15 protein-coding genes are annotated in these 15,241 nt (G+C 58.2%); 7 read left to right on the top strand and 8 right to left on the bottom strand.

What is annotated here, in order from left to right; all coding sequences use genetic code 11:
- Positions 1-54 precede the first annotated feature (54 nt).
- The gene (locus DSCA_RS19100; RefSeq protein WP_155317941.1) at positions 55-951 is read left to right on the top strand and encodes a hypothetical protein; all 897 of its coding nucleotides are present in this window, start codon (positions 55-57) and stop codon (positions 949-951) included.
- Positions 952-1,099: 148 nt separating this feature from the next.
- On the opposite strand, the gene DSCA_RS19095 is transcribed toward DSCA_RS19100, so the two are convergent.
- The 3 genes from DSCA_RS19095 to DSCA_RS19085 all read right to left on the bottom strand — a co-directional run bounded on the left by DSCA_RS19095 (position 1,100) and on the right by DSCA_RS19085 (position 3,516).
- The gene (locus tag DSCA_RS19095) at positions 1,100-2,314 is read right to left on the bottom strand and encodes an aminotransferase-like domain-containing protein (RefSeq protein WP_155317940.1); all 1,215 of its coding nucleotides are present in this window, start codon (positions 2,312-2,314) and stop codon (positions 1,100-1,102) included.
- Between the two features lie 161 nt (positions 2,315-2,475).
- Positions 2,476-3,075, bottom strand: coding sequence for a TetR/AcrR family transcriptional regulator (locus tag DSCA_RS19090; protein ID WP_155317939.1), 600 nt, complete (start codon positions 3,073-3,075; stop codon positions 2,476-2,478).
- 267 nt (positions 3,076-3,342) lie between these two features.
- Positions 3,343-3,516, bottom strand: a complete 174-nt coding sequence (locus DSCA_RS19085; protein WP_155317938.1) for a hypothetical protein — start codon at positions 3,514-3,516, stop codon at positions 3,343-3,345.
- A gap of 420 nt (positions 3,517-3,936) precedes the next feature.
- Here DSCA_RS19085 and DSCA_RS19080 point away from each other — a divergent pair, with 420 nt between their 5' ends.
- From DSCA_RS19080 to DSCA_RS19070, 3 genes are all read left to right on the top strand, one after another.
- Positions 3,937-4,458 (top strand): hypothetical protein, encoded by a 522-nt coding sequence (locus DSCA_RS19080; protein ID WP_155317937.1) that lies wholly within the window; start codon positions 3,937-3,939, stop codon positions 4,456-4,458.
- 218 nt (positions 4,459-4,676) lie between these two features.
- Complete coding sequence (locus DSCA_RS19075) at positions 4,677-5,600, top strand: DMT family transporter (protein WP_155317936.1); 924 nt, start codon at positions 4,677-4,679, stop codon at positions 5,598-5,600.
- 1 nt (position 5,601) lies between these two features.
- The gene (locus DSCA_RS19070) at positions 5,602-6,402 is read left to right on the top strand and encodes a sugar phosphate isomerase/epimerase family protein (protein ID WP_155317935.1); all 801 of its coding nucleotides are present in this window, start codon (positions 5,602-5,604) and stop codon (positions 6,400-6,402) included.
- On the opposite strand, the gene DSCA_RS19065 is transcribed toward DSCA_RS19070, so the two are convergent.
- Together DSCA_RS19065 and DSCA_RS19060 are read right to left on the bottom strand one after the other, a co-directional pair.
- Positions 6,374-7,012 carry a TetR/AcrR family transcriptional regulator gene (locus DSCA_RS19065; protein ID WP_155317934.1) on the bottom strand — a complete coding sequence of 213 codons (639 nt, stop codon included), beginning with the start codon at positions 7,010-7,012 and terminating at the stop codon, positions 6,374-6,376. The genes DSCA_RS19070 and DSCA_RS19065 overlap by 29 nt on opposite strands.
- 131 nt (positions 7,013-7,143) lie before the next feature.
- The gene (locus DSCA_RS19060) at positions 7,144-8,028 is read right to left on the bottom strand and encodes an exopolyphosphatase (protein WP_155317933.1); all 885 of its coding nucleotides are present in this window, start codon (positions 8,026-8,028) and stop codon (positions 7,144-7,146) included.
- A gap of 449 nt (positions 8,029-8,477) precedes the next feature.
- Between DSCA_RS19060 and DSCA_RS19055 the strand changes: the two genes are divergently transcribed.
- Positions 8,478-9,386 (top strand): hypothetical protein, encoded by a 909-nt coding sequence (locus tag DSCA_RS19055; protein WP_155317932.1) that lies wholly within the window; start codon positions 8,478-8,480, stop codon positions 9,384-9,386.
- 130 nt (positions 9,387-9,516) lie between these two features.
- Here DSCA_RS19055 and DSCA_RS19050 read toward each other — a convergent pair whose 3' ends face one another.
- Genes DSCA_RS19050 through DSCA_RS19040 form a run of 3 tightly spaced genes read right to left on the bottom strand, consistent with a single transcriptional unit; the run spans position 9,517 to position 11,977 of the window.
- Positions 9,517-10,395: a DMT family transporter gene (locus DSCA_RS19050; protein ID WP_167527867.1), complete on the bottom strand. Its 879-nt coding sequence runs from the start codon at positions 10,393-10,395 to the stop codon at positions 9,517-9,519.
- 20 nt (positions 10,396-10,415) lie between these two features.
- Positions 10,416-11,231, bottom strand: coding sequence for an SDR family NAD(P)-dependent oxidoreductase (locus DSCA_RS19045; protein WP_155317930.1), 816 nt, complete (start codon positions 11,229-11,231; stop codon positions 10,416-10,418).
- Complete coding sequence (locus DSCA_RS19040; RefSeq protein WP_155317929.1) at positions 11,228-11,977, bottom strand: YkgJ family cysteine cluster protein; 750 nt, start codon at positions 11,975-11,977, stop codon at positions 11,228-11,230. Before DSCA_RS19040 ends, DSCA_RS19045 begins: the two co-directional genes overlap by 4 nt.
- Before the next feature lie 705 nt (positions 11,978-12,682).
- Between DSCA_RS19040 and aprB the strand changes: the two genes are divergently transcribed.
- Positions 12,683-13,114 (top strand): adenylyl-sulfate reductase subunit beta, encoded by a 432-nt coding sequence (aprB, locus tag DSCA_RS19035; protein ID WP_155317928.1) that lies wholly within the window; start codon positions 12,683-12,685, stop codon positions 13,112-13,114.
- A gap of 64 nt (positions 13,115-13,178) precedes the next feature.
- The gene (aprA, locus tag DSCA_RS19030) at positions 13,179-15,158 is read left to right on the top strand and encodes an adenylyl-sulfate reductase subunit alpha (RefSeq protein ID WP_155317927.1); all 1,980 of its coding nucleotides are present in this window, start codon (positions 13,179-13,181) and stop codon (positions 15,156-15,158) included.
- Positions 15,159-15,241 lie beyond the last annotated feature (83 nt).

Here is a 15,241-nt window from a genome sequence, read left to right as displayed (position 1 = left end):
AATCGAAGCGCTTGGCCCGGGCCAGGCCGAATCGACAACGACAATGGAGTTTCTATGTCCGGATTTGTTCCCGTCCGTATCAACCAATTTGTTAAACAATACCTTCGCAACAACACGGATGCCGATGGCGATACGGTTCGTGCCGCTGTTGAAGACGCCCTTGCCGCCTGGCGCCAGGGCGTGCGCTGTGCCTGCGGAAATGCCCTGTGGGTGGCGGGATCCGCCGTTGCCGGATACGGCTGCTTCCGCTGTATCACCGGCACGGCCGAGCCGGACGGTGATCCGGAGATCGATGCGGCCTGTGAGGGCTTCTTTTTTGACGCCGACAACACCGAAGACCGTTTTGCCCAGGTCAGCGAGATCATAAAAAAACACCCCCGGGATTACCGCGAACGGCTGGAAGAGGCCGGGTTCGAGTGGCAGGAAGACGAGTACGATCTGCTTTTCGAGGAGGAGGGCCGGGAAGAGCGGGCGGCGGTGCCGGAAACGGACAACCAGCGGCGGCTGATCCGTTTTCTGGATGCCGGTGGTCCGGTCAGCCGGCAGATCCTTGACGCTTACCTGGAAGAGCGCTACTCCGAGACGTCCAATGTCCCGTTGATCCGAAAATATTTCAAACGGGCCAATCCCAATTTAAAGGCGATCCTGCTGAAAGGGCTGGCCGGCAACCCGACCGACCTGGATCTTCTGGACGACCTGTCCTATTTCAGCGAATTCGACTGCATGCTGGGCGAACTGATTCACTTTTACACCGATGCCTGCCTCAAGGAGTCGGACATGGAGCGGTTTTCCCTGCTGGCCCAGGATTTTCACCTGAATACCTTTGACCAGGGGTACGATGCCCTGCACGAATTGACCACCCTTTTTCAATCGGGCACCAAGGGCGCCGTGGTCCAGCATCTTTCCGAGACCATCGATGATTTTGAGGGGGCGGAGGACATCCCCTTCTAGTTTACAGCCAGAAACGGCATCTTGCGGCCCGGACCCGCGTTCTCGCCTTCTGGAAATCCTCGACGTCGCGCTGCGACGCCTGCGGTTTTCAAATGGCTGCGGCCTTGATCTGAACCGCAATCTACCATTTCCGGCGATAAACGTTCTGCTATCCCATCCGTTTGTAGATTTGCTTTTGCGACAATGCATCGCTGAGCACTTCGCCCAAAAGTTCAATCGCGCGGGAGAGGGTCGCTTCATCGGCCATGGTGTAGTTGAGCCGAAGGGTTTCCCTGCCGTCTCCCGGACGGGCGAAAAAGAAGGTCCCCGGCACGAAGGCCGTGTTGCGTTCCAGGGCTTTCCGGTTCACCGCTTCCATATCCATCCCTTCAGGGCCTTCGGCCCAGACGAACATACCGCCGTCCGGCACCGACCAGGTGAATGCATCCGGGAAAAAGCGGGCCATGGCATCCAGCATGGCCTGCTGCCGGGGACGATACAGGTCGACGATGTGCGGCAGATGGCGTTTCAGGTGCCCCCCGGCCAGATATTCGGCGGCCAGGGCCTGATTGAACGTGCTGGTGTGCAGGTCGACCCCCTGCTTGGCCAGCACCAGCCAGCGGCGCACCCGGTCCGGAGCCAGGCTGAACCCCATGCGCAGCCCCGGTGCGAAGACTTTGGAAAGCGTCGATATATACACCACGTGATCAGGCGCCATGGATTTGATCGGCGGCAGAGGGGTGCCGCGGTAGCGCAGGTCGCCGTAGGGGTCGTCTTCCACCAGCAGGGTGTCGAAGCGCTGGATGATTTCGGCGATGGCCCGGCGCCGTTTCAACGGCAGGGTCCGGCCGGTGGGGTTCTGGAAGTTGGGCACCAGGTAGACGAATTTGACCGGATGCCGTTCCAGGGCATTTTCCAGTGCGTCGGGCAGCATGCCACGGTGGTCGGTCTCGATCTGAACATACTGCGGTTCGTAAGGGGTAAAGGCCTGCAGGGCGCCCAGGTAGGTGGGGGCTTCCAGGGCCACATGGTCACCGGGGCTGATCAGGATTTTACCCAGGCCGTCCAACGCGCCCTGGGACCCGGAGGCGATCAGTACCTGCTCCGGGGCGGCGGCGACCCCCTTGTCGGCCAGATAGGCTGCCAGGGCCTCGCGCAGCGGCAGGAACCCTTCGGTGAGGTCGTACTGAAACGCGTTGGGCCCGTATTTTTCGATTACGCTGTCGATGACATCGCGCATGATGTGCATGGGAAAGCTTTCCGGCGCGGGAATGCCGCCGGCCAATGAAATCATTCCCGGGCGGGATGCCACCTTGAGGATTTCACGAATCGCGCTGGCGCCCATGTTGCGGGTGCGTCGGGCCAGCAGGGGGGTGATGGTCATGGGGTGGATCTCCTGTTTTAAAAGTAAGACCGGTTGGTATTTAAAAGGGCTCAAAAATTCAACCGGTCGCAGGGTGCTGTTTTTGCATCCATTTAAAAAGATGCCTTCGAAAAAAGCCCCAGCACGGGTTCGTCAATACGATTGGCTCTTTTCTTTCCGTTTTATTCTTTACGCAGCTGCCGGATGAAAAAGCGCAGCTGATCGTTGGTTTGCTGGAGGATGGCTCCGTCGCGGGTGGACATGTACAGCGTGGCCGCACCGTTCAGTGTGATCACGAGGAAGTTGGAAATTTCCCGGTAGTCCAGACCCGGCTTCAGCAGGCCGGCGCTTTCCGCTTCGGTCAGCCAGGATTGAAACAATTTGGAAAACCCGACGAAGCCTTTGAGGATGCGGCGCCCCATGGTGTCGGACTGCCCGGACAATTCCACGAGCATGTTGACGAAAAAACACCCGCCGTCAAACACCTCTCGGCCCAAATAGTCTATCAGGACGTTCTCGATGGTCCGCTCGATTCGCTGCATCGGATCGGCAACCGACCGCGTGTCTTTAAAGACGACGGATTTCCAGACCGCCACGGCATCATCGTAAACGGCCCGCCAGACATCCTCCTTGCTCTTGAAGTGGCAGTACAGCCCGCCCTTGGTCAGGCCGGTGGCCTGGAGGACGTCACTGATGGATGTGTTGTAGTAGCCTTTGACCGAAAACAGCTGCAGGGATTTTTCGATGATGTTTCGACGCGTCAATTCACCCTTGGCGGACATGGTGCGGCCTCCTTTTTAAAACCAACCGGTCTTTATTTATTTGTAAAATGAATTTCAAGTCAAGAAAATAATGGGGTGGGCGGGCCGTTCGTGGTATTCCAAGAAAAAAGGTGGGGTGCACCTGATTGTATCGGTACACCCCACCTTGGTGGACCTTCAGCAGAAAATGCCGATTGGGACCGGCAGGGATCTTTTTCTGAAAGGGATAAAATGGTCAATGGTTGGCCGGCAGGGTCCTGGGTCCAAAACCCGATCGGCTGTCACCCCCTAAACAGCCTGCTCCTGGTAGGGCTGGTTTTTACCGCTAACCAGGTTGCGGTATACCAGGGCAGCCACGTGGATGGCCCCGGTGATCAGGCCAAGGACGACAAAAGAGACCACAAATAGTGCGCAAAAGGCAAAAAGACCAGCGCTCAAACCGGCAAGAATGAAATCGGTCATGGGATATCTCCTTTCCAATGGCGCTAAGGTTCGTTGACGGGATGGTAGTATCCGCTAAAGCAATTTTATTGCCAAATCGGTCTTTCGGTTTAACACTTTGTTATTCTGTCTAATTGATGATTACATGACATTCTGTTTCAAGGGTTTCTTGTCAGCAACTGAGAAAAAAAATGGCTTCCAGGACAGAAAATAGGAAAAATTTGTAATATTTTTTGCGCCTTTGATTAAAAAGGATTGGGAAACATCGTTTGACTCACCTCGCCGGTGGTGGTATCCGGGTGACTCTTCAGGCGTTTTGCCGCTGCGAGCCCGGAAAAAATCGGAATCATCGCTGTGTATCAAAACAGGGCCGGCACCCTCGCCACGGCCCGGCGGCCCCCGTCGGATCCGTGTTCAGGGAACCCGGCCGAAAGGCTGCCGATGACAAACAATCCCCCATTGCAGCTGTTTCGAGAGGCGGTGAGCAGCCTTTCCGAACAGTGGCTGGCGACGTCGCTGCCTTCCCGTCAGGGCCTCGACCGGGCCGCAATGGGGTTGGAGCGCCTGCGGGAGCGGCTCAAGCTTTCCGGCATCTGGGAAGACGCCCCGTCCATGGTGACGGCCACCCTGGACGACGGCCTGGGCCAGGGACTGGCCGTAATCGAAAGGTATGCCGCTGTCATCGGCATCCGGCTGTTTTCGCTGGGTCTGATGCGATCGCCAGAGGCCGTCGTGGACGCCTGCCGCCTTCACCAGCCGGATTACCTGGGGATGACCATTCTTCAATTCGATACCGAAGACGATCTGGCGGCCATCGCCAGGGCGTTGCCCCAAAAAACACGGATTGTTGCCGGTGGGCCGGTCTTCGGCGCAGACCCCGATTTTGCCCGGCGGACCGGCACCCACTATGCGGCCAGAAACGTGGCCCACTTTCTGGATTTCATGCTGGATAGGGCGTGCTGATGCCCGGTGGTGAACAGCGGATAACGCAACGGTCCCGTCAGGGGCCATGACCTTTCCATGCTTCAGGGGGCAGACGCCCTTCATCAGCCCATTGCATCGGGGCAGGTGGACGAACCAGAGCCCGGTGGCCATCTTCAGGGTGCGGCGGGGCGTTTGCGCAAGCCGCCCCTTGCCCCGGTATGCCGTCGGGATGATACAACTTTTCAGGGGTGGCGCACATGTCTTCCGGCAACGCGAATATGACCCTGCTTCCCGGGGTGTTCATCGTTTTCCTGACCGTGGTTTTCGGCGGCAACACCGTGGCCATCAAGCTGGCCCTGAACGGCATGGGGCCGCTGACCACAGCAGGCCTCCGGTTTGCCCTGGCGGCGCTTGCCATCGCGACCTGGGCGTTTGCCACCGGCCGCTCTTTTCGCATTCAGGCGGGCCAGAGACCTCAATTGCTGGTCGTGTCCGTCGCTTTCACTGTGCAGCTCAGCCTTTTTTACCTGGGGCTCGATCGGACCTATGCCTCAAGGGGCGTGCTGATCGCCAACCTGCTGCCCTTTTTCGTGTTGTTCCTCTCCCATCGATTCATACCCGGTGAACGCATCACCTGGAAAAAGACGGTGGGAATCATGCTGGGTTTTACCGGTGTGGCCTTCATGTTTTCCGGCACCCGGGGCTTTTCCGGATCTCTTCACACCGGGGATCTGATCATCCTGGCGGCGGTGGTGGTCTGGTCCGGTAACGTGGTTTACACCAAGCGCATCATCAATGCCTATTCCCCGTTCCATCTGGTACTTTACCCCATGATTTTTTCGGTACCGGTTTTCATTTCCGCTGGGCTGTTGTGGGACCATCGCATGTTTTTCGACCTGAATCCGACCGTACTCGTTGCCTACGCCTATCAGAGTCTGGTCAGCGCGGCCTTCGGGTTTGTGGCCTGGAGCACCATGCTGAAGCGCTACGGGGCGTCCACCCTGCACGCCTTTGTGTTCATCATGCCCATTGCCGGGGTGGTGTTCAGCTGGATCGTTCTGGGAGAACCGATCACCCCCAACCTCATCGTGGCCATGGTTTTCATTGCCGCCGGCATTTTGATGGTTCATTTAAGTCCGAAAAAACCGACCTTCAGTTTTCCTTTGGGACGAGGCTTGTGACATGCAATTTGGCGCCATGAACTTTCCGGTTGCACCGGTACTGGAAGAAATTGAAACCTTTGCCCGGTTGGGGTTCGATTATCTGGAACTGGCCATGGACCCACCCATGGCCCACCACTCCCGCCTCTCGGCCGACCGGAAGGCCATTGTCCGGGCCCTGGCAGCAGGCGGCCTGGGTCTGGTCTGCCACCTGCCCACCTTCGTGTCCACCGCCGACCTGACCGACAGCCTTCGGCGTGCATCGGTAATGGAAATGCGCGATTCCCTGGACGTGGCGGCCGAATTAGGCGCGAAAAAGGTGGTCCTGCACCCCAGCATGGCCGGTGGCATGGGGGCCTTCGTCCTGGATACGGTTAAGCGCTACGCATTTGATTTTCTGTCTGAAATGGTGGTTGCCGCCCAGCGGCTGAACATGACCATCTGCCTGGAAAACATGTTTCCCCGAAACCGATTGGGCGTCGAACCGGATGATTTGGCGGTGATATTCAGGACCTTTCCGTCCCTGCGGCTGACTCTTGATACGGGCCACGCCAACGTCGATGACCGGCGGGGGCGGCGCCTGAAGCGGCTGGTGGATGGATTGGGTGACCGGATCGGCCACCTTCATTTCAGCGACAACCGGGGGAAGCTGGACGACCACCTGGCCGTTGGGCAGGGGACCGTCCGGTTCAGGGATCTGGTGGCTCGCCTGAAAGCCCTTGGCTATGATGACACGCTCACCCTGGAAGTGTTCGATACCAACCGTGATATGCTGGTGCAGAGCCGGGATCGGATCAGGGAGATGTTTTTTCCCCCGGATTGAGAATGCCGGTCAGGATCAGCTGGCACACCATTTTTCCCAGGGATTCCACCTGCCGTTCGGTGGCGGCCAGGCGGGTCAGGTAGCCGCCGGAGATCAGCTGGGCCAGGCCGTGTATGCCGGACCAGGTGGTCACTGCCAATTCCATGGTGTCGCGGTTTCTGAACAGGCCTGTTTTTTTGCCCTCATTGATGATCGTTTCAACCAGCTGAAAAGCGGCCCAGGATGCCCGCTTCAGATCGCGTGGGGCGGTCCGCATGTTGATCACGCCCCCGAACAGCAGATGGGCCATTCGCGGGTGCCTGACTCCGAAAAGAATGTACTGCACCGATGCGGCCACAAACTGTTTTTTCGGGTTTCCGTCGTGATTCCGGGCTGCCTTTCCGGCGTCGTCGGTGAGTTGCTCAAAGGCGACCTGGGCGATGGCCGCCAGCAGGTCGGCCTTGTCCTGAAAATGACGATACGGTGCCGTATGGCTGACACCGGCGGCCCGGGCCACTTCACGCAGGCTCAACGCGGCCAGTCCCCTCTCCTCGATGATCTTCGATCCGGCCTGAATCAGGGATCGACGCAGGTCGCCGTGGTGGTATGGTCGCTGGCCGTTGGTGGGCAATCTTTCCTCCGGGATGATTGTGATTGTTGGCGGCCTTCTCGCGGGGGTGTCAGCAATCGGGTTGACATCGAATATACGGCATTCCGCTGGGCCGGTTGCCGGTGTCGGGAAGGGGAGTGGGCCGCCACGGTTTACACCGGAACATTTTTTCTGAGGATTTCTATGATGCGCGCCAGGTAGTCGGGCGCCTTCTCACGGGAGAACCGACAGGCGCCGGCGCCGGGATGGCCGCCGCCTTCGAAAGCGGACAGCATTTTCCCCACATTCACCTCACAGCCCCGGTTCAGGATGCTGTGCCCCACCTTGATACTGGCCAGATGGTCGCCGTCAAAAACGATTTTGACGTTCACCGTACAGTCGGGAAACAGGCTGTAGACCAGAAATCGGTTGCCGTTGGGTGCCGGATCAAGGCCGCGGAAATCGGTGACGGAGATGTGGTCGACGAGTGTGGTGTGCGCAATGAGGGCTTTTTCATAGGCAATGTTGGCCGCCACCACCTGCCGGCACCGCTGGCTGACCTGCGGATCATCCATGACCGCATTCACGGACTCGGACCGCAACAGGGCGACCAGATGCTCCCAATAGCGCGCTTCGGACGGGTCGTGATTGGTGATGGTCATCGACAGCAGAACATAGGGGTGGTTCTGGGGGTGAAGGATCTCGTCCAATGTCAGATCCGCCGAATCGATGCGGTCGGTCTGGCGGACCAGTTCCCCGTAATCCCGATCCAGGCGCTCCCGGTAATGCTCATAGACGAGACCCGCGGCCGAGGGTGCAATTTTGAAAACACCGTTCACGGGCGTCTTGGGACGGTTGGAGTAGTGGTGGTCGAACCACAAGGTACAGTTTTCGTGAAAGGGCAGGTTGGCGATGACATCGCCGTTTTGAATGTCCACCCGACGGTGCTGCATATCGCTGGGCTGGACCCATAGCACCGGGGGGGGGATTTGCAGCGCGTCCATCAGCAAGACGGCACACACCACACCGTCGAAATCGGGCCTGGTTACGACTCTCATCGGGTCAATTCCTTTACTCCCGCAAGGCAGGCATTGAGGTGGACAAAAAGGCCTGTTTGCCCTATCGATCAACGATCGGCCATTTTCGACTGACGGTTTGGCCCTGCGCCGGTGTGATGAGCAACCTCTTATCCGTCGGGTATCAGACCTAAGCCACCGGAAAAAATTCCACGCCTTCTTTTGTGAACGGGCGAGAACGATTGTTTTTCAACGTGGGTCGGCACTGTCGGCCGGGAACGCAAATGTATCAACAATACGGTTGAACCGCAATAGCTTCCCGTCGATGCCGGCGAATCCGATGGCCGTCAGGGTGTAAATTGGGCTTGATGTTTAAGCCGATGCATGACAGAAAGCAAAGTTGCGGCCGCGTTTTCGGGCGAAATAAATCCACCCCGTCCCCCGGATGTCAACGGCAGTGGGCGGCGACAGACAGGAAGGATACGCTTCGCATGGCTGACGTCCAGTTGGCGAACCTGGTTCAGATGGAATCCCCCCAAGCGGTGCTGGACGAGGGGATCAAGTTGGTCGTACAGTTTCTTCCGGGTGCAAACCCACTGGCCGTCAGGTCGGCATTCAATCAGACCGTTTCACTATACGAGGGGGCATGGGAAGAGACCAGTGGCTGCAACACCGACTACCATAACCTCAAACATGTCACCGATTGCTTTCTGGCCATGGTACGGCTTTTTCATGGTGCCGTGGAGACAGGCGCTGAATTTTCTCCCCGGCAGATTCACCAGGGGATGGTGGCGGCCCTGCTGCACGACTCGGGATACCTGCAAAGTCGCGATGACACCGAAGGCACCGGCGCCAAATACACATGCTGCCATGTGCGGCGGAGCATGGATTTTATTCAACGGCACTTTGCGGTGTTCGACCTTCAGGAGAGTGAAATCCACGCCTGCATGGCCATGATCCATTGCACCGATCTCAACTGCGACCTGGCGGACGTGCCGTTTCCGGATCCTGTCACCGAGCAGATCGGCAAGATGCTGGCTACGGCGGATATCCTGGCCCAGATGGCCGATCGGACCTATCTGGAGAAACTGCTTTTTTTGTATTACGAACTGGACGAGGCGCGTATTGACGATTATTCCGATGAAGTGGCGCTTCTGCGTCAGTCAGAGGAATTTTACGACCGCATGGCGGCGCGTTTTGAAACCCAGCTGTCGTCCTGCAATCGTCTTATGGTCCACCACTTCAAGGCCCGCTGGCAGATCGACGAGGATCTTTATCAGCGTGCCATCGACAATCAGCAGGCCTATCTGACCCAAATTCTCACAGGGAAGGATGGTGATCCCAGGGACCGCCTGCGCCGCAGTCGGATCGTCGATGCGGTAAAGTTAAAATACGCCTGAGACCGGCCCGTCCGGAAGCGCCCGGTCTGCCTTTTCCACACCACATTGATTCCTGTGTGCTTTTCCGCCCGCACGATGCCGGCGGCAAGGGCTCCTTTCCGGACGGAACCGAGATGACACGATCCGGTGGTCAGGTTTGGGTTCTGGCAGGCAGGTTGGTTATGAAAACGGCCAGAAGGACCAATGCGCCGCCGCCGGCCTGAATGCCGGTGAGTTTTTCCTCCAGCAGCACCCACGCGCCGATGGCGGTGACCACCGGGATGCCGTTGACAAATACGGCTGCCCGGGAAACAGGCACCTGGGAAAGGGCGTAATTGTAACACAGAAATGCACCCACCGTAGCGAAAACGGTCAGGTAGATGACCGCCAGGGAGGACCTCAGGGTGACGGCGGACCCCGTTAAACCGGGCAGTTCCCAGATGAAAGGCAGGCAGAAAAAAACGGCGCCGTATACGATCTGCACGAAGGTGATGTCCAGGGACGAATAGGTCCGGCCCAGGTCACGGGCAAAAATCATGTACAGGGACGCCGAAACCACGGCGCCGCCGATCAGCAGGTCGCCCAGCAGCGATCCTTTCAGCGACCAGCCAAATTGGGGATCCCCGACCACCAGCAACGCGATGCCCCCGAAAGAGAGGATGATGCCGGTGATGCTGGCGCCGCTGGCGCGCTCCCCCAGCATCAGTGCGCTCAAGACCAGTACCACAACGGGGATGGTGGCGATAATCAGTGCGGTTTTCGGGGCGCTGGTGTGCTGCAGGCCGATGGTCTCGAAGATGAAGTAAAGGCCCGGCTCGAACAATGCCAGCAAAACCATTTTCACATGGTCCTTGCGCGTAAAACTGGGCCACCTGCGTCCCTGCCGGATCAGCAGGAAGATCAGGGCTGCCAGGGAAAAGCGGAAAAACACCAGGGTGAAGGTCGGGATGCTTTCCAGGGCCACCTTGGTGGCCACGAAGGAGAGCCCCCAGAAGATCATGGTGGCGGTCAGTGCGGCGTAGGTGATCATCGGTTTTCCGGCAGCGGTCATCAGACGACCCCGTCGGGCATGGGCGCCACGGGGTCGCCCCCCAGGGGGTAGCCGCCATCCAGGCGAATCACCGTGCCGGTCATGAACGGCGCCTCATCCAGTAAAAAGCGGATGGCGCGGGTCACATCGTCCGTCCGTCCGATTCGACCCAGCGGGGTGTGATCGACCACCGCCCGGCGCTGGCGGTCGGTCAGCAAGCCCCAGCCCCGCGTCCGTGGGCCATGCCGGGTTTCAACGATTCCCAGCATCAACTCGTTGACGCGCACATGGGGGGCGCCCAGGCGGGCCCAGGTTTCCGTGAGCAGTGAGATGCCGCGGTTGGCGGCCGCATACCCTTCGTTGAACAGGTAGCTGGCGGGACCGCTGCGGCCGACGATGCCGGCAATTGACGAGAGGTTGACCACGGCGCCGTTGCCGGACTTCCTGAGGTGGGGCAGGGCCGCGTCGAACACCCATTGTTTGGCCCGCAGGGTGGTGGCCATTTCCAGATCCCACTGCTGACGGGTGTACCGGCCGTGAACCACCGGCCATCCCCCCCGTTCGATGTTGTTGATCAGGATATCCAGCCGGCCGAAGCGGCCGATGATCCGTTCCACCAGGCCCGGAATGGCATCGGTGTCCAGCAGGTCGACCTGCTCGATCATGTGGTCCGTTCCCGTGCCGGTAAAATCGGTCTGCATGGATGCGAGGCTTTCCGGCCAGTCATGCCAGGTCGCGGCGACCCGTGTGCCGCGCTGCAGCAGGTCGATCCCGATGGCTTTTCCGATGCCTTTGATGCCGCCGAGCAAAAGGGCCACTTTCCCGTTGGAGGTCATGGTTGCGGTTTCTCCGGATTCGGGTTGAACAGACGGTCCCTGATCCAGTCCATGGCGGCGACCAGCAGGTCCTTGTCTTCGATCTGGTCCCGGTCAGGGGGCCGGACTCCTGCGGCGGTTGCCATGTGGCCCTCCTTTTTTAACCAATCGTCGCGGAAGCGGTCCAGATCGTACAGGGCCGTATACACGTGGTTTTTTTCGGCGGGCATCAACGGGCCCGGCCGGAATCGATTTTTCAGGCTGATCAGTTCCAGCATCATGTCGTTCATGCGGTTGTGCTCGGCAATCTGCTGGTCGTCGATCCACTCGGCAACCGTTTGGGGCCGTCCGTTTCGAAAGCCCCGGCAATGGGGCTCCCGTATCAGGGCCCAGTGTTCGGTCAGGTCTCCGGTACCCCGGTGGCGGGACACGCCCCGGGCCAGCGGATAGGTGCGGCAGGACGCGGGCCGGGCCGGGTAAACGCGGCAGCCGGCATCGGAGACAAAGGGGCAGGCCAGGTCCGCGGCGTCCTCAAAACGGAGACTGACCACCGGCAACCCGGTTCCGGGACCCGTGCTGACGTTGGTGTAGGCGTCGAGAAAATCGCCGGAGGACATGTTCAGGAACCTTTTGAGGCACAGGACGTCATAGGGGGTCAGCACCTGATTCAGATCGCGGCAGCAGGCATTGAAGCAGGCCACTTCAGGAGAGCAGGAAAAGCAGAATGTCTGATTTTTTGCCAGTGGCGTAAGGGGGTCGTGCATCATCTGTCTCCTGCCCGGTTCCCATCGGAAAGGATCGGTTGTCCGACCGACGGGTGCGGCGTTTCGGTTTTACCATGGGGGCGTCGACGCTGCTGCTGCGGTTTTATTCCTGGTTGGCCCTGTCTTGCCTGCTCTCATGACGTTTTTCGAGGCCCTGCCAAAGGGTGTTTCGGGCCGCTGGTGGGCAGTGGTAGCATGCTGGGGCGCCATGTCAACCGCAATTTTCATTCTGTATTCCTGCCGGTACGACCGAAAAAGGATCGGGGGCCGGCTGAGAGGGGTTTCGCCGATCGGGATTTCCCACCACATATTGTGTCTTTATCGGGCGGTTCAACGATATGTAGGCGATCATCACTTTGAATGTAAGTGGCTGCATCTTTTGGGATTTTATGCCGCCGAAAATTCTTGACAATGAATATGCTGGATGGTATTGATCTTACCTTGTGTTGCACAATGACTATCTTCCCGAATTTATACGATATATTCAATCGACCAAATCAATGCCGCAGCGCATTGAACTCATGTCCGCGATACGTGTTTAGTTTAACGGGGTATGGAGGTTTAAGTTAAACCAGCGTAACCGTCCGGATTGAAACCATTCGGACGCCTAATCAATGGAAGGGAGGTGCGACGAACAGGAGGTTCTATCCTTAGTTTCGGTAGTAGGTTGAGTGAAATCTTTTTAACTAACCGTAGGAGGTATACTAAATGCCAAGTTTTGTGATTCAGGAAAAATGTGACGGCTGCAAGGGTGGCGACAAGACCGCTTGCATGTACATTTGTCCCAATGACCTGATGGTGCTGGATCCCAACGCCATGAAAGCTTACAACCAGGAACCGGACCAGTGCTGGGAGTGCTTTTCCTGCGTAAAAATCTGCCCGACACAGGCCATCGAAGTCCGCGGCTATGCCGATTTCGTACCCCTGGGAAGCTCCATCATGCCCATGATGGGTACCGAAGACGTCATGTGGACCTGTAAGTTCAGAAACGGCCTCATCAAACGCTTCAAGTTCCCCATCCGGACCACCCCCGAAGGTCAGGCCAATGCCTATGCGGATCTTAAGGGAAAAGACCTCGAAAGCGGTCTGCTGTCCACCGAAGAAGCCGACGGATACGCCATCCCGACGCCGAAGGTCTGATCCGGTCCATTGTTTGCTGAAAAAACAATATTTAAGAATTCGTATTTCTACAGGAGGATAAAATATGGCATTACCGAATAAACCTGTGGGTGAACTCAAGGCCGTACGGGATCCCGAAGTCGTCGAAAAAGAGGTTGACATTCTCATCGTTGGCGGTGGTATGGCTGCCTGCGGTACCGCATTTGAAGTCAAAAAATGGATGAAAGACGGCCAGAGCGTCCTGCTGTGCGACAAAGCCGCCATGGAAAGATCCGGCGCCGTTGCCCAGGGTCTGTCCGCCATTAATACCTATGTTGGCGAAAATGCTCCCGAAGACTATGTCCGCATGGTCCGCAACGACCTGATGGGCCTGGTCCGTGAAGACCTGATCTTCGACCTGGGCTGCCACGTCGACGATTCCGTTCATCTGTTCGAAGAATGGGGCCTGCCCGTCTGGAAGAAAACCGAAGACGGAAAGAACCTGGACGGCAAGAAGGGTCAGAAGATGGGGACCCTGAAGTCCGGCGCCAAACCGGTCCGCACCGGTAAATGGCAGATCATGATCAACGGTGAATCCTACAAGCGTATCGTCGCCGAAGCTGCCAAACTGGCCCTGGGCGATGACAACATCATCGAGCGCTGCTTCATCGTGGAGCTGCTCCTGGATGCCAAGGTGCCCAATCAGATCGCCGGCGCCGTTGGTTTCTCCGTTCGCGAGAACATCGTCTACATCATTAAATGCAAGACCATGATGGTCGCCTGCGGCGGCGCGGTGAACATCTACCAGCCCCGTTCGGTCGGTGAAGGTAAAGGCCGTGCCTGGTATCCGGTATGGAACGCCGGTTCCACCTACACCATGGCCATGAAGGTCGGCGCCGAATTGACCATGATGGAAAACCGTTTCACCCCGGCCCGTTTCAAAGACGGATACGGCCCGGTCGGTGCCTGGTTCCTGCTGTTCAAGGCCAAAACCCTCAACGGTCTGGGCGAAAACTTTGCCGCCAGCGACGCTGCCAAAGCCGAGCTGGAAAAATACGCACCTTACGGCACGGCCGCCATCACCCCGACCTGTCTGCGTAACCACCTCATGCTGTTCGAAATGAAAGAGGGCCGCGGCCCCATCATGATGGACACCGTGACCGCGCTGGCGACGTTGGGCGAAACCATGGACAAGAAAGAACTCAAGCACCTCGAGTCCGAAGCTTGGGAAGATTTCCTGGACATGACCTGTGGCCAGGCCAACCTGTGGTGTGCGCAGGACTGTGAGCCGGAGAAGAAGAACTCCGAGGTCATGCCGACCGAACCTTACCTGCTGGGTTCCCACTCCGGCTGCTGTGGTCTGTGGACTTCCGGCCCGGATCTGGATTGGGTGCCGGACAGCTACAAGATCAAAGCCACCAACGGCAAGGTCTACAACCGCATGACCACCGTCAATGGCCTGTTCACCGCCGGTGACGGTGTGGGCGGCTCCGGTCACAAGTTCTCTTCCGGGTCCCATGCCGAAGGTCGTATCACCGCCAAACAGATGGTGCGCTACGCTGCGGACTTCGCTGATTTCACCCCGACCCTGAAGCAGTCCAACCAGGAGCTGGTCGACCTGGTCTACAAGCCGGTCCGGACCTTCCTGGACAACTGCGACTACACCACCGCGATTGACATCAACCCCAACTACGTCAAACCGAACGGCATGATGTATCGCCTGATGAAGGCCACCCATGAGTACGGTGCCGGTACCGCGACGTTCTACCAGACCACCAGCAAGTCCTTGGAAATTGTCATGGATCTGCTGGCCACCATGCGCGAAGACTGCGCCAAGATGGCCGCCGGTGACCTGCATGAACTGATGAGATGCTGGGAAATCGAACACCGCATCTGGACGGTCGAGGCCCACCTGCGTCACATCCAGTACCGCAAAGAGACCCGCTATCCGGGCTTCTACTATCAGGCGGACTACCCGGGACAGGATGACGAGAACTGGTTCTGCTTCGTCAACTCCAAGTTCGATCCCGAGAAGCAAGAATGGGATGTCTTCAAGAAAGACTACATCAAGATCATCCCGGACTAATGGAATGTCGACGATTTTTCTAGTCGAATAGCAACACGCCTCCAGGTGTCTTTACGGCACCTGGAGGTTTTTATTACCGAAAT

Source organism: Desulfosarcina alkanivorans (assembly GCF_009688945.1).
GTDB classification, from domain to species: domain Bacteria; phylum Desulfobacterota; class Desulfobacteria; order Desulfobacterales; family Desulfosarcinaceae; genus Desulfosarcina; species Desulfosarcina alkanivorans.
This window is presented reverse-complemented; position numbering and strand designations above follow the sequence as displayed.